We start from the raw sequence: 26584 nt of genomic DNA, 5'->3' as shown, positions 1-26584 counted from the left end.
TAAGTTTTGAAAATAAAGCCGCAAATGTAATACAATATTTATTAATTACTAATTGCCCAATCAGACAAAGAACTTCAAGAAAATATTTTTAATTCACCTTTTTTTGCTAATTATGACAATCGCTCCATTCGCTCCTTGGTCTCCATAAATTAATTTAGCTTCATTGGGTTGTAATGCCTTCATAGACTCGATAGTGTCTGGTTTAATTCTGCTAATTTTTTCTTTATCAATAATTTTTCCGTCCAAAACATATAAAATTTGAATGAGTGCGGATCTGTTGGGCCCGCAGATAATAGCTTTATGGGGCTGAAGGTGAATCGTATCTTTTTCTTTGGGAAAACCAGTTTTATCCTGTGCTTTTGCCATATAGCTTAGCAGAAAAAGTAGCGAAACAAGTTTGATTGCTCTCATGTTTGTTAATTATACTGTTTGGAAGTTTCAACCAGACGAATAAACTCAGCTTTGTAACCTTCTCCGTCGTTTGAATTTCCTTGCTTCGCTAGTTTTACAATTTCTTCAGTAGATTTGTCTGCGATTAATTTTGAGTCTCTTAATTTTAATCCGAACCAAGCTACGGCAGAACTAAATTTCATGTCATCACTCGCTTTATCTAAAGCAACTGCTTTATTCTCGATTACTTGAACCATTTCAATACTTTTATCGCCATCTGGCTTTTTGTAACGGAATTTTATAGTTGCCAATTCGCCACTGTAATTGTTTGAACTGGTTTCTGTTTTAGTGTATTTTAAAGGATCTGGCTGTTCGGCTAAATAATCACTTTTTACTCCAGCAGGAATAATTTCGTATAAAGCCGTAACGGTATGATTACTTCCTAATTCGCCTGCATCAATTGCATCATTTTTAAAATCTTCTGGACGAAGTTTTCTGTTTTCGTAACCAATCAAACGATACGCTTGAACTTGTTTCGGATTGAACTCGATCTGAATTTTTACATCTTTCGCGATAGCAAACATCGAACCTTTGAATTCTTTTCCTAAAAAGCGATTTGCTTCCTGTATGTTGTCGATATAAGCATAATTTCCATTTCCTTTATCGGCCAAGATTTCCATTTTACTGTCTTTATAATTGCCCATTCCGTAACCAAGACAAGTCAAGAAAACACCTGTTTTTCTTTTTTCCTCAATTAGTTTTTCCATATCCAAATTTGATGAACTTCCAACGTTAAAATCACCGTCAGTAGCTAGAATCACACGATTGTTTCCGCCTTTAATGAAATTTTCTGTTGCCGTTTTGTACGCCAATTCAATTCCTGCGCCTCCAGCAGTGCTTCCGCCAGATTCTAATTTATCTAGAGCATCGATAATTGTTTTTTTCTCATCGCCAGAAGTTGGCGCTAAAACCATCCCGGCAGCCCCAGCATATACGACAATAGAAACTTTGTCTTTTGATCGTAATTCGTTTACCAAAATTTTCATTGATTGTTTCAATAAAGGCAATTTGTTCATGTCGCCCATTGATCCCGAAACATCAATCAAGAAAACAAGATTGGAAGCTGGCAAATCGTTGGTTGGAATATTTTTTCCTTGCAAACCAATTTTTAAGATTTTGTTGTTTTTATTCCAAGGCGAATCGCTCACTTCTGTATTGATAGAAAACGGATGTTCGTTTTTAGGCTGCGGATAAGTGTATTTAAAGAAATTAACCATTTCTTCCACACGAACGGCATCTTTTGGAACTTGCTGCCCGTTATTTAAAAAACGTCTGATATTGGTGTACGAAGCATTATCTACATCTATAGAAAATGTAGAAAGCGGAGCTGTTTTTGGACTTTCGAAAGCATTTTCAACAAAAGCATCATAATCTTCCTGTGTCGGTTCTGTTGGAATTGGCAGAATGTTGAGTTTTTTATCCAATTCTTTTTCAGAAAGATTTTTATACATTTCATTTTTAGTTGAAATAATCACAACGCCATTCGAAGCTTTACTTCCATAAATAGAAGTTGCGGCTTGATCTTTTAAAACGGAAACATTATTGATGTCATTCGGATTGATTTTTGCCATTTGATTGGCTTTCGCAGGAACTCCGTCAATAATGTACATCGGTTCATTATTTGGAGAAATAGGAGCAGTTCCGCGTATAGCAGCAGTTGGGCTTGGCATGTAAAGGGCATTGCTTGCAACTTGAACGGCTGCGACTTTTCCTTTAAGAGCCTGTGCTGCATCTTTCTTTTCTCTTCTTTTTTCAGCATGCGCATAGCTTCGGTCTTCATATTCAGAAGTGCTTGTGCCGTAGCCAACAACCACAATTTCATTTAAAGTCTGATTCTCCGGAAGCAGTTTTATGTTAATTGTATTTGAATTTTGAACCCTTTGGCTTTGACTTTTGTATCCAACGATGCTGAAAACCAGTAGATCTCCCGTTTTAGCTTGAATGCTGTATTGGCCGTCAAAATTGGTTACAGCATTTGCTTTTGATGTCTTATTGAAAATATTTGCCCCAGGAATAGGCTGTTTGTTTTCGTCTGAAATGATTCCGGAAATCGTTCTTTCTTGTGCCATGCTTACGAAACATATAAGCATAGCAATAGCTGATGAAATAAGTTTTAGACTTTTCATGATAATAAGTTTTAGAATTAATGTTGAGATTTAACTTTGTCAAAGTTTAAAACTTTGACAAAGTTTTGTAGTGTTCTAATTATTTTTTCGGAGCTGGTTTTCCGTTTTTTGTAGTGATTATAACAACTCCTTTTTTGCCTCTTTCGCCATATTTTTCGGTAGCTTCAAGGTCTTGCAAAATAGTTATGGTTTTAATGTCTTGTTTGTCTAAAGGTGCATATGGACTAGTCGGGTTTTTGCCAAACAGATCATTTTCCGAATAGTAAATTCCGTCTATGATGTATAAAGGTTCGTCAAGAACGACAAGCGAATCTAAATTTTCTGGCTGCAGATTCGGAAGTTCGTTTTGAATCATTTTGTCTTTCTTGACATCATCGCTATGCGCTAGTGCGTTTCCGTTAAGAACTACCAGAGGACTGCTTTTTTTAGCTTTTTGTGTTGGCGCAGCTGAATAAGCAACTTTTGCAGACTCTCTTTGAGGATAACTTGAATAACCCATTTCTGGAGTCATTTCAGTTTTTGAAGATATTTTAGCATCTTCTTCGTAATGTTCGCTTCTAAGAGGCTCGTTTGCCGAAACAATCATTTCTGCAGCTATACTTGGCGCTGGAGCAGATTGAACCGGTCCTGCTTGAGGAGCTGTTACTTCTTGAACCGCAACTCGTTCTTTATTTTTTGTTTGATTGTCTAATATTTTAACTGCTTCTTCGCTTGAAACTATTTCAGAAGAAGTGGCATCATTTTGATTTAAAATTGGTTCTTCAGCGTGAGGCTGTTTTATTTCTTTTTCTTCCAGAACTACTTTTGGCGTTTCTATAACAGCTTCTTTACTAGAATATAAAAATTGAAAACCTAGAGAAAGCAATAATAGAAGAGAAGCTGCAACAGCAATTTTTTTCCATAATGCAATTGTTTTTTTGTCTTCTTTTTTGTCCAGTTTTTCTTCTACGCGCGCCCAGACTTTTTCCATTCCTGGAAAGTCTTGAAACTCGGCTTTTTGCGAAGCTTCTTTTATTTTATCGAATAATTTATCTTGATTGTCCATGACTATTTTGCTTTTTGATAATACAGTTTATTAACCAGTTCTTTCAATTTGGTCTTAGCGGCATTCAATTGTGATTTTGAGGTGCCTTCAGAGATCTTTAGCATTTCGGCTATTTCTTTATGCGAGAAACCTTCAATGACAAAAAGGTTAAATACAGTTTTACAGCCGTCTGGAATATGGTTTAATAAATTAAGCAAATCTTCTTCTTCCAATGTATTCAGTTCGTCGACAGAAGGTTGCGAAAGCATTTTCACATCGTCTAAATACATATTAAAGTTGGTTTCTTTTCTAATTGTCGCCAAACAATGGTTTACAGTTATGCGTCTTGCCCAAGCTTCAAAAGCATACGCTTCTTTTAACTGATCTAGTTTGGTAAAAATCGTAAAGAAAGAATCAGCCACAGCTTCTTCGATTTCCTCTTCCTTTTTTAAATATCTTTTGCAAAGGCGGTACAACTTTGGCGCCATGTATTCGTACACCTGACGTTGGGCATCGCGGTGCATTTTTTTACAGTTTGCTATTTGAGTCTCGTTTATCACAATTGTTGTCTTTCTTGTATAGAGAGTAAAAAAGATAAAAAGGTTGGGACGGGGGTGAAAAAAAAATATTTTTTTTAGTTTGAGAGTTACAAAGGCTTAAAGTTACAAAGGTTTTTTTATTTATAGAGACGTACTGCTGTGCTTATGACTGTAATCATTCTCCTAAACAAATGTCATTATAAAATTCTACAATTTCTTTAATGTCTTCGAAAACCCATTTATTATCCTTTAGTTTTTTAACAATAAAATCGCAGTCAGCAAAAACTTTCGAGGTGTTTTTTTTCCACGCATTTACGACGCCGCAATTTAAACAAGTTGGATATTTGTCTTTTTGTTTTTTGATATAATAAAATATAGAAGATTCAATTGGTTGCTGAAAAGAATCGGTTTGAGGGCTGTAAGTGGCAGGTCGATCATCATATGGATTATAAATTTGGTCAAGAAGACTAAAATCGGAACCAAGTTTTTTATATAAAGTCGCTTCTCCTTTAGTAATGATTTCTACCAATTTGGGTTTGTCTAAAGAATTTAGTTTGACATATTCGAAAGTTCTTGAAAAACCAAAATCAACGAATTTAATTCTTTTTACAAATTCTTCATCCCAAGTATCGGGTTTGTCTTCTTGAGCAACTTTAAATTTTATTTTATTGAATTTTAGATAAGCGAATCCCTCAATAGAATCTCCATCTTTAAAGTAAATTATAGCTTCTTGCTTTTGAGAATAAATTTTAAGGCTGATAAAAAATAAAATGAATATAATTCTGTAGAGTTGTTTCATTTATAAGAATATGTTTTTTAAAACTTAGTGAATCTCTATAAATAACATTGCGAATCTTTGTGATAAAATAATAGCACAAAGATTCCCAATGTAGTATTATTTCGCAATTTGGAATTTTGTATTTCCGACTTGCCATAATGCAAAAGCAAACATATCGGCTTCGTCTCCAAATGTAACATCTAAATCATTTGAATGGTGGCCGTTTGCATAGTTAACATGTAACAAAATTGGATTTTCTGAGCTGTTATAGTTTTGTAAAATAGCGGCAAACTTACCCGGTTCCCACGGTGCAACTCTTGGATCATTAATTCCTGTACGAATAAAAACTGCAGGATATTTTTCGCCTTTCTTTACTTTACTCTGCGAATCCATTTCTAGTATATGTTTTACATCTTCTTCATTTTTTAATGAACCAACTTCAGGTATTTGGTTTGGTCCATTGGGAGTCGTTTCCATTCTAATGGTATTTGTACAGCCTACTTCAACAAGTGCCACTTTATAAAGATCAGGACGTTCTGTGATTGCTCTTCCAATTAATACACCACCCATACTAACTCCATTTCCAATAAGTTTCTCTTTAGAGGTATATTTTTCTTTTATTAAATATTCTGAACAGGCATTAAAGTCTTTCCAAGTATTTGGCTTTTTAGCTTTCATTCCGTCTACATGCCATTTATTGCCTTTTTCTCCTCCGCCTCTTGTATGGGCAAAAGCTACGACAGTATGCTGTTCTAATAAAGTCATTAGACTTGGACCAACAAAATAAGGATATTGGCTAATTCCATAGGCTCCATATCCAGCAATATAACAAGGTGTCGAACCATCCATTTTGATATTTTTAGGATAGATTATTGATAAAGGCACCATTACACCGTCATGACTTGGAACCTCTACTTCTTTTACCACGTAATCTTTGCCAAAGTCAGGAAAAGCGCCATTTGAAGTTAATTCCGTGCTTTTTTCTAGTTTGCCTGTTAAGCTATTATAATCATAATCTGTAGAAGGTGTAACCCAACCATTGTTAAATAATAACATATCGTCGTTTTCACGTGGGCTTAATGGATAACCGCCATTAGAGCCTATTGGTAACGGAATAGATTTTGTTTCTAAAGTTTTGGCGTTAACTTGAAAAATTTCCTGATTGATTCCGTCGCTCAAATTATAATAGATGAAGTTTTTAGACCTTCTTAATCTTCGTATTACTTTGTCGTTTTCTGGAACAAGGACTGTGGCTTTATCAAAATTTGGGTTTTTTATACTCGTATAGGCAAGTTTGTAATTTGGCGCATTTTTGTGAGTAAGAAAAAATAGTTTGTCGCCAATAATGTGACTTCCCGTTATTTCGTCCTCATATTTAATTAATGGTTTCCAATTGATTTTTGATTTTCCAAGTTCTGAGAATGGAGCATAAAAAGAGAATTCTTCATTTTTTGTTGATCCAATATTTAAAATTATGTACGCAAAATCATTAGAAAACGTAACATAAGGAAATTGTTCAGACAGAATGCCTAATTCAGGATTGTTTTCTTTTGAAGCTAGTATTTTATCTGTTTTAGAATCAGTGCCAATAACGTGCACGAAAGATGTCATATTCTTCAAAAAATCGTCACTTGTATTATCTCGGGTAACCATTTGCGTATATGTTATGGCTTTACTATCGGGAGTAAATTCAAAAGGGAATTCGCTCCAAACAGGTGTGAGTATATCCGAAAGGAACTTTTTCGATTCAAGATCCATAATTTGGAGATCACAAACTTCTGCACCATCTTGAGATATAGTTACTGCCAATTTTTTATTGTCAGGACTAATAATAAAACTTGTAATAGTTGCCCCTTTTTTGATCGTACTAGGATCTATCAATAAAACGTCGGCTCCGTTTTTGCCTTTGCGAAGGTACAATTTATCGATGTTTTCGTCTTTTTTGTTTTTAGTATAGTAATAAACATCTCCAACCTTCCTAATGAGACCGTATTGATCTCCACCCAAAGCCTGAATTTCTTTCATTCGTTTAAAAAGGTCATCACGTCCAGAAATTTTTTTTACAATGGAATTTGTATAATCCGATTCGTCTTTAAACCATTTTTGAACTTCAGGGCTATTCATATCTTCTAGCCATCGGTAAGAATCTGTAATTTTTGTTCCAAAGTAATCATCCACAACAGGGCGTTCTGGAGTAGCAGGATATTTGTATTGTGCCTGCGTAACTTGACTTGTAATTAAAACTAAAAGAGAGAAAGCAATTTTTCTAGTCATTATTTTAAATGGGCTTATGATTATTACTGTTTTGATTTTGATATAAGAGACGCTCTTTTAAGAAAAACGTTACAATTTTATTTAATCGGCAATGTCAATTTATAAATCTTAGTTTCTAAAAGTTCCGTGTCATTATCCTCACAAAGCAAAAACTCAATTTTATTGTTTTCTTTTTTATAGAAAGTCAGACCTTCAAATTTATTGGTTGAGGTAATCTTTTGGGTAAAATCGATTTTCATGGTTTTTACATCGATTCTTCCGATGAAGCTTCCCAGAATTTCTCCGTCATCATAAGTTGATTTGGTGTCTTCTGCAGTTGAAAGGAAATAGATTTTGTCATCGACCAAAATGGCATCTGTAAAACTGGAACGAACGCCTTTTATTTTTGGGAGTTTATAATTGACAGAAATCAAGGCAAATTCTTCTCCTAAATTTTTGGCATGAATTGTAAAAATGGTGTTTTTGTTTGAGACGCCATTTCCGCGATTGAACAAATACCAGTTTTCACCATCAAAAATAGCACCTTCTAGATTGAAATCTTCTGGTTTAATGTCGCCGAAATTCTGCATTACAGCATATAGATCGACTAAATTATTCTTTTGTAAAATGGTTTTCGATTTCAAATCAAATTCAATCATTTTATTTCGGTTTTCGGTCGAACCAGAACCAAAAACATACAGCGTGTCATTATGATGTGTGAGCGATTCAAAATCGGGTTTTAAGTTTTTCGGGATATTCTGTGTCGGATTATCAATTAAAGCGTGCTGATTTAGCTGCTGATTCTGCATATTGTATTCGTAAAGAAATCCGCTATTGTCGCCAATTACGTAAAGAGCGTCATTGTTGTAAAATAATCCAGATGCCGAACCGATTCCGATAATTTGAAATAATATTTCTAATGTGAATTTTTCCATGAAAATGTTGTTTTGAATAGTTATGAGTTCCCAGTCTTCGGAAAGACATACATCGTAAAATTAGACTATTTATTAAGATAAAGAATGAAAATAGAGATTAAAGAAAGAAGAGTTGTATAAAAAAAACAGGTAATTGAGATAATTCATCAATTAGATAATTTTAAACCCTGACAGTCTCGAACCTTAGGGACAGTCAGGGTTATTTTATACTCCTTTGTAAAATCCATTGGTCAAAGTAAAAATGCAGTTCGTCAAATTAATTTTAATAGTGGTTGCGGTTTATGCTCCTTTGTTATTTGTTTAAAAAATATAGGATTACTTTTGAAGTTAAATTTTGTCAACAAATTATTTATAGATGATTGCAATCAATAAAAATAGGCATTGGATATTTTTAGTCTTTTTTTGGAGCTTATTAGGCATCACGATTTGGGCGCAGATGATCGAAGATTACGATTTTTTGACCGCTACGATTCAGGCTGTTTTGGTTTTGTTTTGCTCTGCTGTTTTAGCTCATGTGTTAAGTGACGTTATACTGCCCAAAGCACTAAAACAAAATAAAATGAACTGGTTTGCGGTACAAAGCGTTATTGTGGTACTGCTTTTGGCATTTTGCCTGTCATTGATTTATATTGTTTTTTCTGATTCGGTTATGAGAAGAAGAGCATATCCTGAAGCAGCAGATGTAGATTCTCTTCATTTTTTATGGGCGCGATTTTACGGCAACATTCCGTCGGCGATTTTAATTTGCGGTACTGCGTGCGGACTTCGATTTTATCAAGAACACAGCATTATCGAAAAAAATCATGCTCAATTGCAGCAAGTTCATTTAGAAGCGCAAATCAAGATTTTGCAAGATCAGATAAATCCGCATTTAATGTTTAATGTGTTAAATCATATTCATATTCTGATGCAAAGCGATGTAAAGTTAGCCTCCGACTTATTAGTTCGGTTTTCAGATATTTTGAGGTATCAATTGTACGAATGCAATAAAGAATATGTGCCTTTGCATCTTGAAATTAAATACTTAAAAGATTTGATTGCTGTTGAAGAAACCAGATGGGGAAATGAACTCGATGTTAAAAGCAAATGGAAGATTGAAGATGGCCAGCTCCAAATTGTACCTCTGCTTTTAGTTCCGTTAATTGAAAATGCTTTTAAACACGTTTCTAGGCTTCCAGACCAAAAAAGATATGTGAAATTGTCCTGTAAACAATTCAATGACCAATTAAATTTTAAAATTGAAAATTCTTACACGGAGCAATACAAAATACCTTCAAAAAATCAGGGGTTAGGTTTAGAGAACGTAAAGAAAAGACTGGAAATACAATATCCCAAAAAATACAAATTTGAAATCCATAAAACCGATTCTGATTTTACTGCGGAAGTGATTTTAGATTTAAAATAAATTTTTAGCCACGAATTGCACGAATTAGCAAAAATTTTAAATCAGTTTCTTTGCGATCTTTAGTCTTACTTTTAAAATTAAAAATTAAAACTTTGCGAACTTAGGTATCCCGATAGCTATCGGGATTGTGCTCTTTGCGTTTAAAATTTTTGCCACAGTTTATAAAGGTTAAAGGATTTCGAAAAAAAATCTGCTAAATCTGCGTGAAACAAAAAAACACCAAACCTGAAACAAGAAAACTATGAAAATGAAATGTCTCATTATCGATGATGAACCCATAGCAAGAAACGGAATAGCAGATTTTGTTTCTAAAATTGATTTTCTCGAAACGGTAGGCACTTGCGCTTCGGCTCTTGAAGCCACTTCATATCTCCAGGAAAAACAGATAGATTTATTGTTTTTGGATATAAATATGCCTTATTTGTCTGGATTAGAATTCTTAGAATCGCTAGAAAATCCGCCATTGGTGATTTTTACAACTGCTTATTCAGAATATGCTTTAGATGGGTACCGACTTCAGGTAGTAGATTATTTAGTAAAGCCAATTACTTTTCAGCGCTTTTATCAGGCTGCGCTAAAAGCAAAACAATGGTATCAAATGCTGAGTTCTCCAAAACAAAGTCAGTTAGATCCCTTTTTATATGTGCGTCAGGAAGAAGGATTTCAAAAAATTTCTTGGATGGATATTTTGTATATCGAAGGAATGCAAAATTACGCTAAACTTCATTTTAAGGATAAAGTGCTGATTATCCATCAAACGATGATTTCATTAGAAGAAACACTTCCGACAGAAATTTTCTTTCGAATCCATAAATCTTTTTTAGTAAATGTTACACATATCGATTCTATTGCTGGCGGACGTTTATTTATAAAAGGACAAGAACTACCTATTTCAAGAACTCGCAGAGAAGTATTATTGAAAGAGGTAGTCTATAAAAACTTATTGAGCAGATAACTCTAGAATTTCCATTTTAGAGCTATTGCTCCATAAAAAGTGGTGGTGAATTTTGGATCTGCAATATCCTTCTCCTTAAAAATTTCTTTTATTTTTCGGTTTGTCGTCGAAAAACTTCGTACAAGAGTAGTTCCTCCAGTTGGTTCTAAAATCCAATGCTTTCCAAATTTTACCTGAGGCCGTAAGCCTGCAATTATCTGCTGATATCCAAGTAGTGTAGATTTATTTCCAACTTTGGTTTCAGCAGTCATACCGCTTAATTCGGCTACTGCTTTTAAGTCAAAACGATCAGACATTCGATAGCCTATTTCTACACCTTCCGGAAAAGCAACTTTAAAGTGTAAAGCTCCAGTAGATTCCCAGTTAAAATAAATTCCGGGAAGAACCATTGGAACACCAAAACTGTTTGTCAAAACAGGACCTGCACCCAAGGCGAGTTTAGGGTTAAATTGTTTGATAAAAAGAATTCCGCCTTGAATTAAGACATCATCCTTATTAATTTCCACCATGTCTGTGTAAACACCTACAGAAGCCATTATTAATAAAGACCAAGAAGAAGAAATAGATCGCAAGTGCTTGACTCCAATTTGCGTATTGAGCAATTCATCTGGAAATCCGCCTTGAAATGCCACTGGAAGATCTTGAATATTGTAATTTCTGTTTTCCATTTTGGCATAGCTGCTAGTAAAAAACACTGACCAAAGTTTGGGATGATCGTATTGATCCATTTTTAAAGATAACGGCACTTCAAATGCCAATTGCGCTCTTTTAAAATTGCTTTCGGCATTTGTTTTGGTGCTGTCCATTGGTCTTACATATTTAGAAAAAGGGACATAATCGAGTTTAAATTCGCCTGAAATTCCCGACTGTGAGTGTGCGGCAGCTGTAGCCAGTAAAAAAAGTAAAAGCTGCGAGAGATAAAAGATTGTTTTGTTCATGTTTTGATTAATTTTTCTGCGAATTACAGCGTTCTAAATCAATCCCAAAAAATCATTTGACTACCAGCACTTTTCTTTTGACCAACGGCATAAAATAAAAAACCCGACAGACTTCTCAGACTGTCGGGTTTTTACCAAAAACAAAATAATAAATTAAACCTATTTTTTATAGTTTAAAACCATAAGCAACACGCAATGCTACTTGATTGGTTCTAAAGTCATGATAATCTTCGTAACGAACACTTAAATCGATGTACTTGTTGGCATAACCAATTCCCGGAGCCCATAAAAAGGTTGTTTTGTCGTAACCATTTGTTACTGCAAAACCAGCACCAAGTTCTCCTAACACATAAAACTGATCTTTTAAGACAAAAGCTTTAAAACCTGCTTTGGCCGGAATAAATCCAAGATCTTTTACGTTATTTCCAAGTTCATCTTTTCCCATAAATAAATTTGTAAATCCCGTTGTTAAGGTTAATGATGTTTTTTTAGAAAGATCGTACTGTAAACGTACATCTCCACCCAGAGACCAGTCATAATCGTTGTCGGTTGGAAGCCCTCCATTTAATCCGAAACCTAATCTAAAACCCTGATCGTAATTTTGTACTTCGCTCTCTTGAGCAAAAGTTGTGTTGGCAAATAAAAACGTGAACGCAGCTAGGCATAACATCTGTAATTTTTTCATGGCTTATATTTTTGAAATTTCTATGATGTAAAATTATAGGCAAGGCATTTGGAGTTTGTTATACAATTTTTAAAAATCGTTACATAATATTGAGCTCGTCTTATTTTTGTCTTAAAATTGGGATATATTTTTATTGATAGGACAGAATTCGAAGCTTCTGACTATCTTTGCGCACAAAATTGAATACAAGTGAATTTAAAGCAGTACACCAAAGAGTTTTCGTATAATTTAAGACTGGCATATCCTGTTATTTTAGGAATGGTCGGACATACCTTAATCGGTATTGTCGATAATATAATGGTTGGAAAAATTGGAAGCACAGAACTGGCGGCGGTTTCGCTTGGAAATAGTATGATTTTTATCGCAATGTCTTTAGGAATTGGCTTTTCTACAGCCATAACGCCAATTGTTGCTGAAGGTGATGCAGAAAAAAATGATACCAAAATTCGATCTGCTTTTCATCATGGTTTATTTCTATGCACCATTTTGGGACTCGTCCTTTTTACTGTAATCATGTTCGCCAAGCCAATTATGGAATTGCTGCAACAGCCGGCAGATGTTATTGTGCTTGCAAAACCATATTTAGGATGGGTAGCTTTTTCTCTAATTCCGCTGGTAATGTATCAAGGCTATAAACAGTTTGCAGACGGAATGTCGCTGACCAAATATTCGATGTATGCGATGGTCATGGCCAATGTACTTCACGTGGCTATAAACTATGTTTTAATCTATGGTATTTGGATTTTTCCAAAAATGGGAATTATAGGCGCCGCTCTAGGAACTGTGATTTCAAGAATATTTTTGGTAATGTTCATGCATATCATGCTTTCGCGAAGAGACGATTTAAAGCGCTTTTTTAAAGGCTTTAGTTTTAATGAAATAAAAAAGGCAACCATAAAAAAGATTATCAGCATCGGGTTTCCTTCTGCCATGCAGATGCTTTTTGAGGTAGTTTTATTTACGGCTTCAATTTGGCTTTGCGGTAATATCGGCAAAACGAGTCAGGCAGCAAATCAGATTGCTTTGAGTTTGGCGTCGATGACTTTTATGTTTGCAATGGGACTTAGCGTGACTTCGATGGTGCGTGTAAGCAATCAAAGAGGCCTGATGGATTATAAAAAACTAATTGTTGTAGCACGTTCAATCTTTTTGCTTGCCATAATTTTAGAAACCGTTTTTGCTATTTTCTTTATCGTTTTCCACGATTATCTGCCTTATATTTTCTTGAATATGGAAAATACAGGACAGATTTTGGATAATGAAGAAGTAATTGCCATTGCATCAAAACTGCTTTTAATTGCTGCCATTTTCCAGATTTCTGACGGAATTCAGGTTGTGGTTCTAGGAGCATTACGCGGATTGCAGGATGTAAAAATTCCAATGTACATTACTTTTGTAGCCTATTGGGTAATTGGTTTTCCTATTTCGTATTATTTAGGAGAACATACCGAATTGAAGGCTCAGGGGGTTTGGGTTGGACTTTTGGCAGGATTAACTGCGGCAGCGATCTGTTTGTATGTGCGCTTTCATTACTTAACAAAGAGATTAGTTAAAAATTCAGATACAGAATAATTAAATTTGAAAAATATAAACTGCTGATTTTAAATGATAAATCAGTGGCAAACAATTAATAACCAATTACTAAAAAAATAATATATGGAATTACCTAAATTTTTACTTGGAGATAATACTGACTTTCCAGACGATATTTTTATCATTCACCTGGATTATCCAAGATTCATTATCAATTTAAAAGATGATGAGGTTGAGTTTTTAGAAGAAGCTGAAGATCTTGACGAAGCAGAATTAAACGCCGAAATGGAAGGTTTAATTGAGAAGGCCAATGAGTTTTATGATAGAGAAATAAACCGTTACGAAGAGTAATCGTGTTTTTTGAAAATCACTTTTACGTTCTTAATACTTTTTATTGATGAAGAAATTATCTTTTTTAAGGCCGATCTTAAATTTTATAGCAATCGGATTGTTGATAACAACGCTAAGCCGAATTTTTTTATTTTTTCTTTTTAAAGAAAGAGTAGAGCAGACGCCAGACTTCTGGTATATTTTTCCAATCGGTCTCCGAATGGATTTGATATTGCTTTGCTACTTATCTTTTCTGCCGGCGGTTTTGATTACTTTTCTGCCGAATAAATGGTTAAAATTTACCAATAGATTTCTGGTAATCTATAGTTTTCTATTTCTGTTTTTGATTCTTTTTGTAGAATTGGCGTCGCCAGATTTTGTAAAACAATATGACACTCGTCCGAATAAGATTTTCTTAGACTATCTTATCTATCCAAAAGAAGTGGTTGGAATGCTTTTAAAAAGTTATCTGACTTCTATCATCGTGACATTTTTGATTTTGGGAGTTGTGATTTATTTTGCTTTCAAAAAAGGGAAAAAATATTTCCATACAACAAGCACAGAATACAAATTCAAATTGATGGTATTTCCATTAGTAGCTTTTTTACTGTTTTTTGGAGCACGTTCGAGTCTGACTTCAAAACGTCCTATTAATGCGAGTAATGCCGTTTTCTCAACAGATCAACTGACGAATACTTTGGGGTTAAATTCATTTTATACCGTTGCATTTGCGGCGTATTCCATCAAAAATGAAGGAAATACCAAAATGTATGGTAAAATGGATGAAGCCGAAGCAATTGCTCGCGTAAAAAAATACATGATCGCTGGACCAAATGATTTTACCGATAAGGATATTCCGTTTTTGCATATCCAGCAGCCAGATTCTGTTGTACAGAAACCGTACAATCTAGTTATCTTTTTGCAGGAAAGTCTAGGTGCAGAATATGTTGGAATTTTAGGGGGAAAACCATTGACTCCAGAATTTGATAAATTGTCTAAAGAAGGAACACTATTTACCAATTTATATTGTACAGGAACAAGAAGTGTCCGCGGAATTGAAGCTGTTGTTACCGGGTTTTTGCCTTCGCCATCAGAAAGCGTTGTAAAGCTTGGAAACTCGCAGCAAGGATTTTTTACTTTGGCAGATGCTTTAAAACAGAAAGGTTACGACACGAGTTTTATATATGGAGGAATGGCCAATTTTGATAATATGGCATCGTTTTTCAACGGAAATGGTTTTACAGACATTGTAGACCAAACCGATTTTGAGTCTGATGGAAACAAATATGCTTTCAAAGGAACTTGGGGCTATTCTGATGAAGATTTGGTAACCAAAGCCAATCAGTATTTCAAATCAAAAGGAGACAAACCGTTTTTCTCTTTAATGTTCTCGACTTCAAATCATGAGCCTTTCGAATATCCTGCTGGAAGAATTAAACCTTATGACAAAAAGCCTAATACGGTAAATAATGCAATGAAATATGCCGATTTCTCTATTGGTAAGTTCTTTGAAATGGCTAAAAAAGAACCTTATTTTAAAAATACGATTTTCATTGTAATTGCAGATCATAATACAAGAACGTACGGTAAAAATTTAGTGCCGATTAATAAATTCCATATTCCCGCATTCATCATGGGGCCAGGAGTTCAAAAAGGGGCTGTTTATGATAGATTGGCAAGCCAGATTGATATTCCGCCAACATTGTTGGGTTATTTGGGTATGCCTTTCGAAACGCCAATGGTAGGACGAAATCTGACTAAACTAGATCCGAAAGTGCAAGGAAGATCTATTATGCAGTTTAACGACATCAACGCATTTAGAGTAGAAAATCAAGTGGTGATTATGCAGCCAAATTTGAAACCGCTTCAATTTGAAATTAAAAATGATACCACTTTAATTCCTGTAAAACTGAACGAAGATTTAGCAAAAGATGCTCTAGCACACGTTATCACAGCAGGGAATTTGTATAAAGAAAGCAAGTATAAGCTTAGACCTAAGAAATAAAGGTGGTAAGATGCTAAGCTTATAAGTTTTGTCACATTGAGCGGAGTCGAAATGCTTTGCGGGTTCTCGACTCCGCTCGAACTGATAAAGAAGCCTTAAGAAATAAAGGTGCTAAGATGCTAAGCTTCTAAGTTTTGTCACATTGAGCGGAGTCGAAATGCTACGCAGGTTTTCGACTCCGCTCGAACTGACAAGAAGCCTTAAGAAATAAAGGTGCTAAGCTGCTAAGCTTCTAGGTTTTGTCACATTTCGCTCGAACTGACAAAGAAGTCTTAAGAAATAAAGGTGCTAAGATGCTAAGCTTCTAAGTTTTGTCACATTGAGCGGAGTCGAAATGCTACGTAGGTTCTCCACTCCGCCCGAACTGACAAAGAAGCCTTAAGAAATAAAGGTGCTAAGATGCTAAGCTTCTAAGTTTCTAAGTTTTGTCACATTGAGCGGAGTCGAAATGCTATGCAGGTTCTCGACTCCACTCGAACTGACAAGATTGTGTATCGAGATTATTGAGCAATTAAAAGGAGCAAAGCGACTTTTTTCTACTTTGCACTTTTGCACCTTTGTCACTTTGAGCCTTTGCACCTTTTTTCAAAATACAATTTTAATAACTCAGAAGCAGCTGCAAAAGATGAAACTTCATTGTTTTGCACTGCTTTTTTTCTTTCTTCCAATAATGAAATAATTTCTGGCTGATTATAGAAATTTTGTTTCAATTGCTCGTTGATGGTTTCCATCATCCAGAAATTGTTTTGTTCATTTCTTTTTTCTTGGAAAAAACCTGTTTCTTTCATCATTTCGAAATATTCAGAAATAGTTTCCCAAACTTCAGAAATTCCTTCTTTTGTCATCGAGCTGCAGGTGGTTACTTTGGGCTGCCAATTTGATCTTTTGGGAGGAAATAAATGCAAAGCGCGGTTAAATTCTACTTTCGCCTGATTTGCTTTTTTTACATTATCGCCGTCTGCTTTATTAATGGCGATGGCATCTGCCATTTCCATAATTCCGCGTTTAATGCCCTGAAGTTCGTCGCCAGCGCCAGAAATCTTTAAAAGCAAAAAGAAATCGACCATGCTGTGAACAGCAGTCTCACTTTGGCCTACGCCAACTGTTTCAATGATAATAGTGTCAAAACCTGCGGCTTCGCAAAGGATAATTGTCTCTCTGGTTTTTCGTGCCACACCGCCTAAAGTTTCTCCAGAAGCGCTTGGACGTATAAAAGCGTTTTCATCTTTAACCAATTCTTCCATTCGCGTTTTATCTCCCAAAATACTTCCATGCGAAAGCGAACTGCTCGGATCAACTGCCAAAACTGCCACTTTTTTCCCTAATTGGGTCAGATGTTTTCCAAAAGCCTCGATAAAAGTACTTTTCCCAACTCCTGGAACACCTGTAATTCCAATTCGAATTGATTTATTGGCATGAGTCAAACAGCCTTGAATCACTTCGCCAGCTTTTTCAAAATGGTCTGAATTGGTGCTTTCGATTAACGTAATGGCGCGGCTGAGAGAAGTTCTGTTTCCTGCTAAAATACCGTCAATTAGTTCTTGAGAAGTAGGTTGATGCCTGCGTTTGTTTTTAATTTGATTGATAGCCGAAACATTGGTGATTTCGGGAGGTGAAATTCCAGCTTTTTCAGATAGGCTGCTTTTTTTTTTATTTGAATCTGACAAAACGCACTTTTTAGAAATGTAAAAGTACAGAAAACAAAAACAGTTTCAAAAAGTTAGTTTGCCACGAATTACATGAATTTGTTATGCTCAAAGGGAGTTAAAAAAAGTTTGCCACGAATTCACGAATTTTATTTTTAAAATCTTTATCCAATATTATTCGAATTAATTCGAAAAAATAACATCAAAAATTTTAAAAAGAAAATTCGTGAATTCGTGGCAAAAAAAAACTTAAAATATTGTTAGTAACCTGCTGTAAATCTCACCTGATGATGTTTTGGAGTTTCTACTTCGTCAGCAATAACAACGGCCAAATCTTCTACAGACAAAATGCTTCTCTGTTCGTCATTAAAAACTGGATTTTCTAAACCTAAACGATATTTTCCTGTTCTTCCTGTTTTAGTGCCAGCGTGCATTTCGAAAGCGGGACTAAAGAATGCCCAATCCAAATCTTTTTCTTCTTTGATGATATTTAAATAATGTCTTGCAGCATTGGCGCCTGGAAAAATCTCTTTTGGAAAATCTGGCGTGTCAACTGCTTGCAAATCTGGTGCAACGTACAAACTTCCCGCGCCGCCGATAGTGATAAAACGTTTAACGCCCGATTTTTTAACCGCTTCCTGAATAGCTTTAGAGCCTGCTAAAAAGTCATCGTAAATATTAGGATTTGTCCAACCTGGATTGTAAGCATTGATTACAGCATCGTGGCCTTTTAAGATTTCTGCCAATGCATCAACATTAAAAATATCTGCCGCAACCCACGTTGCATTTGCTGTGTCTTTTGGAGTTCTTGCAATAGCAGTGATTTCATGTTTTCTGTCTGCTAATTCGTTTAAAATTGCTGAGCCAACAAATCCTGTAGCTCCGATAAGTGCGATTTTCATAATATATAAATTTATTTAGTAATAAAAAATGTTACAGTTTTGGATAAAAAAATAGTTTTAAAATTGATTCGAAAAATCTTCCAATGAAATTCCCTCCAGCTGTGCGCTGACTTTTTGATTCATTTCGCTGTATAAAGCTTCCAAATGCTGATTGATGTTTTTTCCGACAGGGCAATCAGGATTTGGCTGATTTTTTGCAAAACCTAAACCAATGGTTTCAAAGGTCATTTCGAATATTTGTTTTAAAGTCAGTTCAGCAGCATTAACCGCCAATTTTGTACCGCCATTTTTTCCTTCTTTACTTTCTACAATATGATGCGATTTTAAGTTGGCAATTTCTTTTCGAACCAAAACAGGGTTCAAATTAATACTTCCCGCAATAAACTCCGATGACAAATAATCATTTGGGAATTTATGGAGCAGAGTAAGAATGTGAATCGTTATGGCAAATTTACCTGAAATCATACTGTAATAAAATATGTTACAAATTTACATCTTTTTGTAACACAAACTACTAATTTAACTAAAAATTAATTAAGGCAATCAAAAACATAAAAATAAAACGAAAGGAAAATGCAAATTATTACTAGGAACAATCGGCATTTTCCGTATTGGCTATTTGATTTTTGATTGATTGCTGAGAGTAGAAAAATATACCCAAGCTATAAAAAGAAGCTGCATCGGCACCCTAATCCATAAGTAAGAAGTGCCCTTGCCAGTATAGTCGGCAGTCTGCAAATTGATATTATGGCTTGCCGCATAAATGTTAGCAGGAAGCAGTAGGATAAAAAATAAAATCAGCAGTTTTCCTGTGAGAGCTTTGGTTTTTGGCACTAATAGTCCAATGGCAGCAATTAATTCTATAATTCCTGTAATAAATACAATAACATTTGCGTGAGGCAAAAAAGAGATCATCATCGCCATTCCTTTGCTAAAAACAAAATGTCCTACAGAAGTAAAGACCAGCATAACTGCCATGGCCATTCTGCCTGAAAATGCAAGTTCAAATCTTTTTGTTATAAGCCAATTAATTAGTATCGTTGCGATAAAAACTCCAAAAAGAACAATTAAGGTTTCCATATCTTTTTTTTATTGTGCAAAGATGCATAGTAAAGAAACCTAAAACAATGAACCTGGGTTAATAAATGCGTTTTCTGATTCGGCTTAAAGCTTGTGGAGTAATGCCAATATAAGAGGCAAGATATTTTTGCGGAATTTTTTGTATCAGATGAGGTTTTTCGATAAATAGATTACGATATCGCTGTTCTGCAGAGTCATTAAGCAAAGACAGCTCTCTCTTTGATTTTTTAAGAAATAATCCTTCACTTGCCAATCGGCCAATGGTATTGCCAATTTTGGTTTTGGCGTAAATATCCTGAAGATCGTTATGAGAAATGCTCCAAAGTATGGTATCTGAAAGAGCTTCGATAATATAGCTAGCAGGCAGTCTTGTAATAAATGAATCGTAACCGCTTGTAAACTCGCCATCAAATACAAAAGCAAATGTTAGGTCTTTATTCTCAGAAGGAACATAATACCTAAGGATTCCTTTTTCTATAAAAGAAAGATAATTTTCTACATGACCGGTTTGGAGTATTGTCGTTTTCTTTGGGAATTCCTGACGAATGAGTTTTGACGAAAAGGTATTCCAGTCTTCATCAGAAAGTTTAGCCATTAGTTCAAAATTATCCCTTATTTGCTGCATAGGTTTTTAGAATTACATATTAAAAGTAACAAAAAACTTAAAGAGAGACTATAATTTGTTCAAGCCATCAATATATAATTCGCTATTTTTGTGTCTACGCCATGATATGAACAATTTTATATTAATATTTCTCTTTCTTTCGCTAGGTTTAGTTTTACAGCGCGTAAAACAATTTCCTACCCATATCTATAAGACGCTCAATAAAATTGTTATTTATTTTTGTCTTCCCGCCATTACTTTATATCATATTCCAAAAATAAAATGGAGTAGCGAATTGCTGTTTCCAATAGGAGCGGGGTGGATTACGTATATTTTGGCTTTTATATTTTTTCATTTTTTAGGAAGAAGAAATGGCTGGTCCAACAAATTGATCGGCTGTTTGATTTTGACAGCTGGATTGAGCAATAGTTCTTTTTTAGGATATCCGATTATTGAAGCTTTATTTGGAAAGAAAGGATTAGAAACAGCTGTATTGGTCGATCAGCCGGGAACTTTCGTGGTGGTTTCGACCCTTGGGGTCTTTACTGCGGCATTTTATTCTAAAGGCAGTCCGAATGCATTGGGGATTTTCAAAAAAATCATTTTGTTTCCGCCGTTTTTAATGTTCGTTTTGGCCTGTCTAATGAATGTTTTCGACTATCATTTAAATGAAAATTTGCAATCTGTATTACTGAAAATTGGAAGTCTGGTAACGCCTTTGGCCTTGCTTTCTGTCGGTTTGCAATTGACTTTTGATAGAAAAAGCCAGCATTGGAAATTTTTGCGTCTTGGCCTTTTCTTTAAATTGCTTTTGATTCCTTTCGTAATTTTTGTGCTGTATGTCTTCATTTTTAACCAGCATTCTGAAGCGATAAAAATTACTATAATGGAAACTGCCATGGCGCCCATGATAACGGGCGCAATTTTGGCTTCAACTTACGGTCTAAAACCAAAATTGAGCAGCATGATGATTGGTTTCGGGATTCCAATTTCCTTTGTTACGCTTGCTTTCTGGTATTTGGTTCTGAGTTTTATTTAATAGTAAAATACTAATTATATCGACAAAGTAGAATTTTAACGTTTTTTAAGAAATTCAATGTTTTCGATATGCTTTTTTTGGTTAATTTTAGATGAACTAAAAAAATGAAATTATGTCAACATTAAGATTAGGCGATATAGCTCCCGATTTTCACGCAGAAACCACGCAAGGACCAATTAATTTTCACGAATGGCTAGGAGATTCGTGGGGTGTTTTGTTTTCGCATCCAGCAGATTTTACGCCAGTTTGTACTACTGAATTGGGAACTGTCGCGAACTATGTGCCAGAATTCAAAAAAAGAAATACTAAAGTTATTGCGCTGAGTGTAGACGGTTTAGACTCGCACAAAGAGTGGATTAAAGATATCAACGAAACTCAAAATACTGAAGTAAATTTTCCGATTATTGCAGATGAGGATAAAAAAGTAGCTAATCTATACGATATGCTTCATCCAAATGCAAGCGATAAATTTACAGTGCGTTCTGTTTTTGTTATCGGACCAGATAAAAAAATAAAATTGACTCTGACTTATCCGGCTTCAACAGGAAGAAATTTTGACGAATTGCTCCGCGTTATTGACAGTTTGCAATTGACAGCAAATTACAGCGTTGCAACTCCTGCAAACTGGAAAGATGGAGAAGATGTGGTAATCGCACCGGCAATTCCAGACAGCGATATTCCAGCAAAATTCCCAAAAGGGCATACGCCAATAAAACCTTATTTGAGATTGACACCGCAACCGAATAAGTAACTTTAAGGGACAAAGGTTCAAAGGGACAAAGGGACAAAGTTTAAATGCTGGTATTTTTCCAAATGAAAAAATACCAGCCTTTTTATTTTCTACGAGATCTTTGAACCTCTGTCCCTTTGAACCTTTGCACCTTCAAAAGCCATCAAAGCACTCATTCTTTTTTTATCTCCTACAACCCACAGAATGTCATTTTTTTCTAATATTAAACTAGATTCTGGATTTAGGATACGGTTTCCGTTTCGTTCTATTCCTACGACCATTCCATCAGTTTTGGCTCTAAATTGGCCAATGCTTTTTTTAATGAATTCGTCTTGAGAAACTTCAAGCTGTCGCAGCACAATATCGGTTTCTTCTACTTTTGTAGGCGGTTCGGTTTCGTTTTGAGTTAAAAATTTCGTGAATTCGGCAATTTGGGCATCAGTTCCAATTACGCAAATTTCATCGCCTGGAAATAAGCGTTCAGTTTTGGTAGGAATCGGTATTGTGACTTCTCCTCGTTTTATGTAGGCAATATTGATTCCTAATTGCTCACGAATTTTGAGTTCCTGTAAAGTCTGCCCCACTAAATTGGATTCTTTTTTAATTTCAAAGAATGACATATGTCCATCCCAAGGCATTAAATTGGCATATCTTCTGTCAATCTTTTTGTTTTCGCGATCGTTTAGATTTTTTAGAAAGTGATTTTCGATTTTATGATATTGCTCATTCAGTTTTTTAGGGAAAATTTGATAAGCTCCGATTGCAATAATCAGCGCTACAAAAGCTACTAAAGGAGAGAAGAAAATGTTCAATAAAAATCCAACGAAGAACAAGCCAAGACTCATTCTGATCAAGATAAGCATTAAAAGCGCCCCGCGGTATTTACGTTCTTCCCAAAGAATTTCAACTTCATCTACTTTTACACGACGCAGCGAAAGCGCCCATAAAAACGGCGCGATTACGACAAGGGTCAATAAAGCGGCCAATGTATTTCCGAATCTTGTATCGGCTACCAATGGCGCTACAAATTTAGAGGACAATAATATAATGGCTGTAATAATGATAGTATGGAGGATAATTTGCGTAATCGAAGAACGAAGAACAATCTGCCAAGTGCTGACAGACTTAATCGCTTGCGCATTCACACTATAACGGTTGATGTTTTTAACCCATCTTTTAGGCATTTTAGATTCTAGTATCAGAGCAAATCTCTCCGAATATTTTATTAAAAAAGGAGTTGTAAATGTGGTAATGGCAGAGACGGCAACAATAATTGGGTACAAGAAATCGCTTGTAACTTTTAAGGACATTCCGAGAGTGGCAATAATAAACGAGAACTCCCCAATTTGCGCCAAACTCATTCCGGTTTGAACTGATTGTTTTAGCGGCTGGCCAGAAATTAAGGCTCCAATAGAAGAGCTGAAAGCTTTTCCAAAGATGGTCAGTAAAGTAATTATAGCAACAGGAAGCGCATAATTTACCAATGTTACAGGGTTGATTAACATTCCGACTGACACAAAGAATACAGCACCAAAAAAATCTTTTACGGGCTGAATTAAATGCTCAATTTTTTCTGCCATTGTAGTTTCAGCAATAATAGATCCCATGATGAAAGCGCCTAGCGCAGGAGAAAAACCAACATTGGAAGCAAAAATAACCATCATTAAACATAATGCCAATGAAATAATCAGCAGCATTTCGTCTGTTAAGAGGTGTTTTGCTTTTTTGAAAATAGTTGGAATAATAAAAATTCCTCCTAAAAACCAGATGATTAAAAAGAAAATAAGTTTTAAAACAGATTGCAGTAATGCTGTCCCCGAAACCTGATCGCTCACGGCAATGGTTGATAATAAAACCAGCATCAAAATGGCAACAATATCTTCAACAATTAAAGCGCCAAAAACAATTCCGACGAATTTTTTTCCTTTTACGCCCAATTCATCAAAAGCCCTGATGATAATCGTGGTGGACGAAATTGAAAGTGTTGCTCCCAAGAATATGCTGTCCATTTTTCCCCAGCCCATCCATTGCCCGACTGCATAGCCAATGACGGTCATAAACAGAATCTGGGTTATGGCGGTGACAGACGAAGTCCCACCAACCTTCATTAGTTTCTTAAAGCTGAATTCGAGTCCTAAGCTAAAAAGTAAAAATATAACTCCAATTTCTGCCCAGACTTCGACACTTTTCATGTCGGTAATAGACGGGAAGAAATCAAAATGGTTTCCAGCTAAAAATCCTGCGATGAGGTAGCCTAAAACCAAAGGCTGTTTCATTTTTCTAAAGAGCAGAACGGCGATTCCGGCAGTCATCAGGATTAATCCTAAATCACTAATTAAAGGTTGTAAATGGTGTGAAGTTTCCGCAGCGGCATTTAATGCAATCATATAAAAATATGGTGTTTTTTTAAGCGGCTGATCCAGCTTATTATTTCAAATGAAATGCATGAGCTCCAATTAAAATAAAAAGGAGCGGAATCTGGATTTGCCTCTGGATTTAATAAAAAAAAGCTATCTCGATAAAGATAGCTTTTTTTGGTAAAATATTTGGTGTTTTTCTTAAATTCCTTGCGTAATTACTCGGTTTTTTAGATTGTGCTCCTTATTCTATTTTGACTGTACCCACATTAACATCCCTGTAATAAAGACTAAATGTAGAAACTTTTAATGTCAGCGGAATAATGAAAAATAACTCAGCTTTAAAGTTTTTGTAAGCAGTTTGTCCAAAATATACAATACTGGAATCTGGATTTTTTTTAGTCCCAAACTCGACTGGAATTTCATAGTTAGTATAACCTGCTATATTAAATTTGTCAAATTGATCTATTTCAGTGCTTTTATATTGAGGCAAGTTACTACTGTAATCTTTATTTTCAGATTTTGTTTTTCTGAAATAATTTCTTTCAGGATTTCCTACCATAGCTCCGTACCCTAAATAATCTCCAAGACGATATCTAATTTTATTAACAGTATCTAGTAATGCAAAAGCACTTATTCTGGCATGATTTTCTTCTATTGACTTGACTTTACATTTGACCATAATGTACTTATACTGCGATTGGTCAAATTTTATGCCTCTCAACATTAGAGTAGAAAATTCTGAAGGTTCTTTTGCCTTTAGAATTTCTATTTCAATTCCGTTAACTACTTTTTTTTGCGCATAAATAGATATGCTGAATGCAAGTAATAAAAAGAGTGAAAAGCGATATTTCATCGAATTAAATTCCTGTGTAATTACTAGGAGTTATAGCCAATAATTCGGCTCTAACAGCATCTGAAACTTCAAGAGTTGCAATGAAATTATGAATCGCATTTTTGTCGATTGCTTCATTAGTTCTTGTCAGACCTTTTAAAGCTTCGTACGGATTTGGATATGCTTCACGACGCAAAATAGTCTGAATTGCTTCAGCTACTACAGCCCAGTTTTTCTCTAAATCTTCAGTAAATTTACTTTCATTCAAAAGCAATTTGTTCAAACCTTTTAAAGTTGCTTCAAAAGCAATAATCGTATGTCCAAAAGGAACTCCAACGTTACGTAAAACAGTACTGTCAGTTAGATCGCGCTGTAATCTTGAAATTGGAAGTTTTGCAGCTAAATGTTCAAAAATAGCATTTGCAATTCCTAAGTTTCCTTCAGAGTTTTCAAAATCAATTGGGTTTACTTTGTGTGGCATTGCAGACGAACCAATTTCTCCCGCTTTGATTTTTTGTTTAAAGTAATCCATTGAAACATACGTCCAGATATCACGGTCTAAATCGATGATAATAGTATTGATTCTTTTCAATGCATCAAAGAAAGCGGCAAAATGATCGTAGTGCTCAATTTGAGTGGTTGGGAAAGAATGTTTTAAACCAAGATCTGTTTCAACAAATTTATTTCCGAATTGTTTCCAGTCAATCTGCGGGTATGCTACGTGATGCGCATTGAAATTTCCTGTTGCTCCTCCAAATTTAGCGGCAAACGGAATATTGAACAGTAAACGCATTTGCTCTTCTAGACGCTCTACGAAAACCAAAATCTCTTTTCCTAAACGAGTAGGAGAAGCAGGCTGTCCGTGCGTGCGTGCCAGCATCGGAATGTCTTTCCACTCAACGCTTAATTCTTTTAATTTTGCAATTACTGCAATTAAAGTTGGCATATAAACTTGCTCAAACGCTTCTTTTGTAGAAAGCGGAATAGCTGTATTATTAATATCTTGAGACGTTAATCCGAAGTGAATGAACTCTTTGTATTGAGACAAACCTAATTTTTCAAACGCATCTTTAATAAAGTATTCAACCGCTTTTACGTCGTGGTTGGTTACTTTTTCTGTTTCTTTAATCCAAAGAGCATCTTCAGTTGAGAAATTTTTATAAATGTTTCTCAAACTTTCAAATAAACTAGAGTCAATGCCTTGCAGTTGAGGTAATGGAATCTGGCATAAAGCAATAAAGTATTCCACTTCAACCAAAACGCGGTATTTTATTAAAGCTTCTTCAGAGAAGAAAGGCGCTAAATTTTGAGTTTTATTTCTATATCTTCCGTCAATTGGCGATATAGCATTCAATTCGTTTAGAGTAGTCATTGTTATGTTGTTTTTCGAAAGGTGCAAATATAAGGTATTGTTAAAACTTCTGAAAGTTATATT

Annotated in this window: 24 protein-coding genes; 7 read left to right on the top strand and 17 right to left on the bottom strand. The window is 35.1% G+C overall.

Translation table 11 applies throughout. From position 1 onward, the window contains the following. Positions 1 to 93: 93 nt before the first annotated feature. The 7 genes from N4T20_RS21650 to N4T20_RS21620 form a co-directional block, all read right to left on the bottom strand. Entirely contained in the window at positions 94 to 411 is a 318-nt protein-coding gene (locus tag N4T20_RS21650; protein WP_260671124.1) for a hypothetical protein, read from the bottom strand. 5 nt (positions 412 to 416) lie between these two features. Further along, positions 417 to 2576, bottom strand: coding sequence for a vWA domain-containing protein (locus N4T20_RS21645; protein WP_260671123.1), 2160 nt, complete (start codon positions 2574 to 2576; stop codon positions 417 to 419). Between the two features lie 79 nt (positions 2577 to 2655). Next, on the bottom strand, positions 2656 to 3621 hold the full coding sequence (locus tag N4T20_RS21640; RefSeq protein WP_260671122.1) for a hypothetical protein: 966 nt from the start codon (positions 3619 to 3621) through the stop codon (positions 2656 to 2658). Positions 3622 to 3623: 2 nt separating this feature from the next. Next, complete coding sequence (locus N4T20_RS21635; RefSeq protein WP_260671121.1) at positions 3624 to 4124, bottom strand: RNA polymerase sigma factor; 501 nt, start codon at positions 4122 to 4124, stop codon at positions 3624 to 3626. A gap of 190 nt (positions 4125 to 4314) precedes the next feature. Continuing rightward, positions 4315 to 4938 (bottom strand): hypothetical protein, encoded by a 624-nt coding sequence (locus tag N4T20_RS21630; protein WP_260671120.1) that lies wholly within the window; start codon positions 4936 to 4938, stop codon positions 4315 to 4317. Positions 4939 to 5034: 96 nt separating this feature from the next. Further along, on the bottom strand, positions 5035 to 7191 hold the full coding sequence (locus N4T20_RS21625; RefSeq protein ID WP_260671119.1) for a prolyl oligopeptidase family serine peptidase: 2157 nt from the start codon (positions 7189 to 7191) through the stop codon (positions 5035 to 5037). Positions 7192 to 7268: 77 nt separating this feature from the next. After that, a complete protein-coding gene (locus N4T20_RS21620; RefSeq protein ID WP_260671118.1) occupies positions 7269 to 8105 on the bottom strand; it encodes a DUF6929 family protein in 837 nt (278 codons plus the stop codon). A 355-nt stretch (positions 8106 to 8460) separates the two neighbouring features. Here N4T20_RS21620 and N4T20_RS21615 point away from each other — a divergent pair, with 355 nt between their 5' ends. Further along, entirely contained in the window at positions 8461 to 9510 is a 1050-nt protein-coding gene (locus N4T20_RS21615; protein WP_260671117.1) for a sensor histidine kinase, read from the top strand. Between the two features lie 241 nt (positions 9511 to 9751). Further along, on the top strand, positions 9752 to 10465 hold the full coding sequence (locus N4T20_RS21610; protein WP_313771883.1) for a LytTR family DNA-binding domain-containing protein: 714 nt from the start codon (positions 9752 to 9754) through the stop codon (positions 10463 to 10465). 2 nt (positions 10466 to 10467) lie between these two features. Here N4T20_RS21610 and N4T20_RS21605 read toward each other — a convergent pair whose 3' ends face one another. Together N4T20_RS21605 and N4T20_RS21600 are read right to left on the bottom strand one after the other, a co-directional pair. Beyond that, positions 10468 to 11403, bottom strand: coding sequence for a DUF6268 family outer membrane beta-barrel protein (locus tag N4T20_RS21605; protein WP_260671115.1), 936 nt, complete (start codon positions 11401 to 11403; stop codon positions 10468 to 10470). A gap of 166 nt (positions 11404 to 11569) precedes the next feature. Beyond that, entirely contained in the window at positions 11570 to 12088 is a 519-nt protein-coding gene (locus N4T20_RS21600) for a hypothetical protein (protein WP_260671114.1), read from the bottom strand. 189 nt (positions 12089 to 12277) lie between these two features. Here N4T20_RS21600 and N4T20_RS21595 point away from each other — a divergent pair, with 189 nt between their 5' ends. From N4T20_RS21595 to N4T20_RS21585, 3 genes are all read left to right on the top strand, one after another. Further along, entirely contained in the window at positions 12278 to 13660 is a 1383-nt protein-coding gene (locus tag N4T20_RS21595; protein WP_260671113.1) for an MATE family efflux transporter, read from the top strand. 84 nt (positions 13661 to 13744) lie between these two features. After that, positions 13745 to 13972, top strand: a complete 228-nt coding sequence (locus N4T20_RS21590) for a hypothetical protein (RefSeq protein ID WP_072973177.1) — start codon at positions 13745 to 13747, stop codon at positions 13970 to 13972. 46 nt (positions 13973 to 14018) lie between these two features. Next, entirely contained in the window at positions 14019 to 15956 is a 1938-nt protein-coding gene (locus tag N4T20_RS21585; protein ID WP_260671112.1) for an LTA synthase family protein, read from the top strand. A gap of 560 nt (positions 15957 to 16516) precedes the next feature. On the opposite strand, the gene meaB is transcribed toward N4T20_RS21585, so the two are convergent. The 5 genes from meaB to N4T20_RS21560 all read right to left on the bottom strand — a co-directional run bounded on the left by meaB (position 16517) and on the right by N4T20_RS21560 (position 20209). Next, positions 16517 to 17623 (bottom strand): methylmalonyl Co-A mutase-associated GTPase MeaB, encoded by a 1107-nt coding sequence (meaB, locus tag N4T20_RS21580; RefSeq protein WP_260671111.1) that lies wholly within the window; start codon positions 17621 to 17623, stop codon positions 16517 to 16519. A 239-nt stretch (positions 17624 to 17862) separates the two neighbouring features. Further along, on the bottom strand, positions 17863 to 18504 hold the full coding sequence (locus tag N4T20_RS21575) for an NAD(P)-dependent oxidoreductase (RefSeq protein ID WP_260671110.1): 642 nt from the start codon (positions 18502 to 18504) through the stop codon (positions 17863 to 17865). Positions 18505 to 18561: 57 nt separating this feature from the next. Beyond that, the gene (locus N4T20_RS21570) at positions 18562 to 18969 is read right to left on the bottom strand and encodes an RrF2 family transcriptional regulator (protein WP_260671109.1); all 408 of its coding nucleotides are present in this window, start codon (positions 18967 to 18969) and stop codon (positions 18562 to 18564) included. 150 nt (positions 18970 to 19119) lie between these two features. Beyond that, entirely contained in the window at positions 19120 to 19584 is a 465-nt protein-coding gene (locus N4T20_RS21565) for a hypothetical protein (RefSeq protein ID WP_260671108.1), read from the bottom strand. Positions 19585 to 19642: 58 nt separating this feature from the next. Then, a complete protein-coding gene (locus tag N4T20_RS21560; protein ID WP_260671107.1) occupies positions 19643 to 20209 on the bottom strand; it encodes a Crp/Fnr family transcriptional regulator in 567 nt (188 codons plus the stop codon). Positions 20210 to 20315: 106 nt separating this feature from the next. Here N4T20_RS21560 and N4T20_RS21555 point away from each other — a divergent pair, with 106 nt between their 5' ends. Together N4T20_RS21555 and N4T20_RS21550 are read left to right on the top strand one after the other, a co-directional pair. Continuing rightward, a complete protein-coding gene (locus N4T20_RS21555; RefSeq protein WP_260671106.1) occupies positions 20316 to 21227 on the top strand; it encodes an AEC family transporter in 912 nt (303 codons plus the stop codon). Between the two features lie 112 nt (positions 21228 to 21339). After that, positions 21340 to 21978, top strand: coding sequence for a peroxiredoxin (locus N4T20_RS21550; RefSeq protein ID WP_111363956.1), 639 nt, complete (start codon positions 21340 to 21342; stop codon positions 21976 to 21978). Positions 21979 to 22067: 89 nt separating this feature from the next. Here N4T20_RS21550 and N4T20_RS21545 read toward each other — a convergent pair whose 3' ends face one another. The 3 genes from N4T20_RS21545 to purB form a co-directional block, all read right to left on the bottom strand. After that, positions 22068 to 24344, bottom strand: coding sequence for a cation:proton antiporter (locus tag N4T20_RS21545; RefSeq protein WP_260671105.1), 2277 nt, complete (start codon positions 24342 to 24344; stop codon positions 22068 to 22070). 214 nt (positions 24345 to 24558) lie between these two features. Next, a complete protein-coding gene (locus N4T20_RS21540; protein WP_260671104.1) occupies positions 24559 to 25170 on the bottom strand; it encodes a hypothetical protein in 612 nt (203 codons plus the stop codon). A 4-nt stretch (positions 25171 to 25174) separates the two neighbouring features. Further along, on the bottom strand, positions 25175 to 26521 hold the full coding sequence (gene purB, locus N4T20_RS21535; protein ID WP_260671103.1) for an adenylosuccinate lyase: 1347 nt from the start codon (positions 26519 to 26521) through the stop codon (positions 25175 to 25177). Positions 26522 to 26584 lie beyond the last annotated feature (63 nt).

This window comes from Flavobacterium sp. TR2, assembly GCF_025252405.1.
GTDB lineage: Bacteria > Bacteroidota > Bacteroidia > Flavobacteriales > Flavobacteriaceae > Flavobacterium.
The sequence above is the reverse complement of the archived record's forward strand: the minus strand, read 5'-3'. Positions and strand labels throughout refer to the sequence as shown.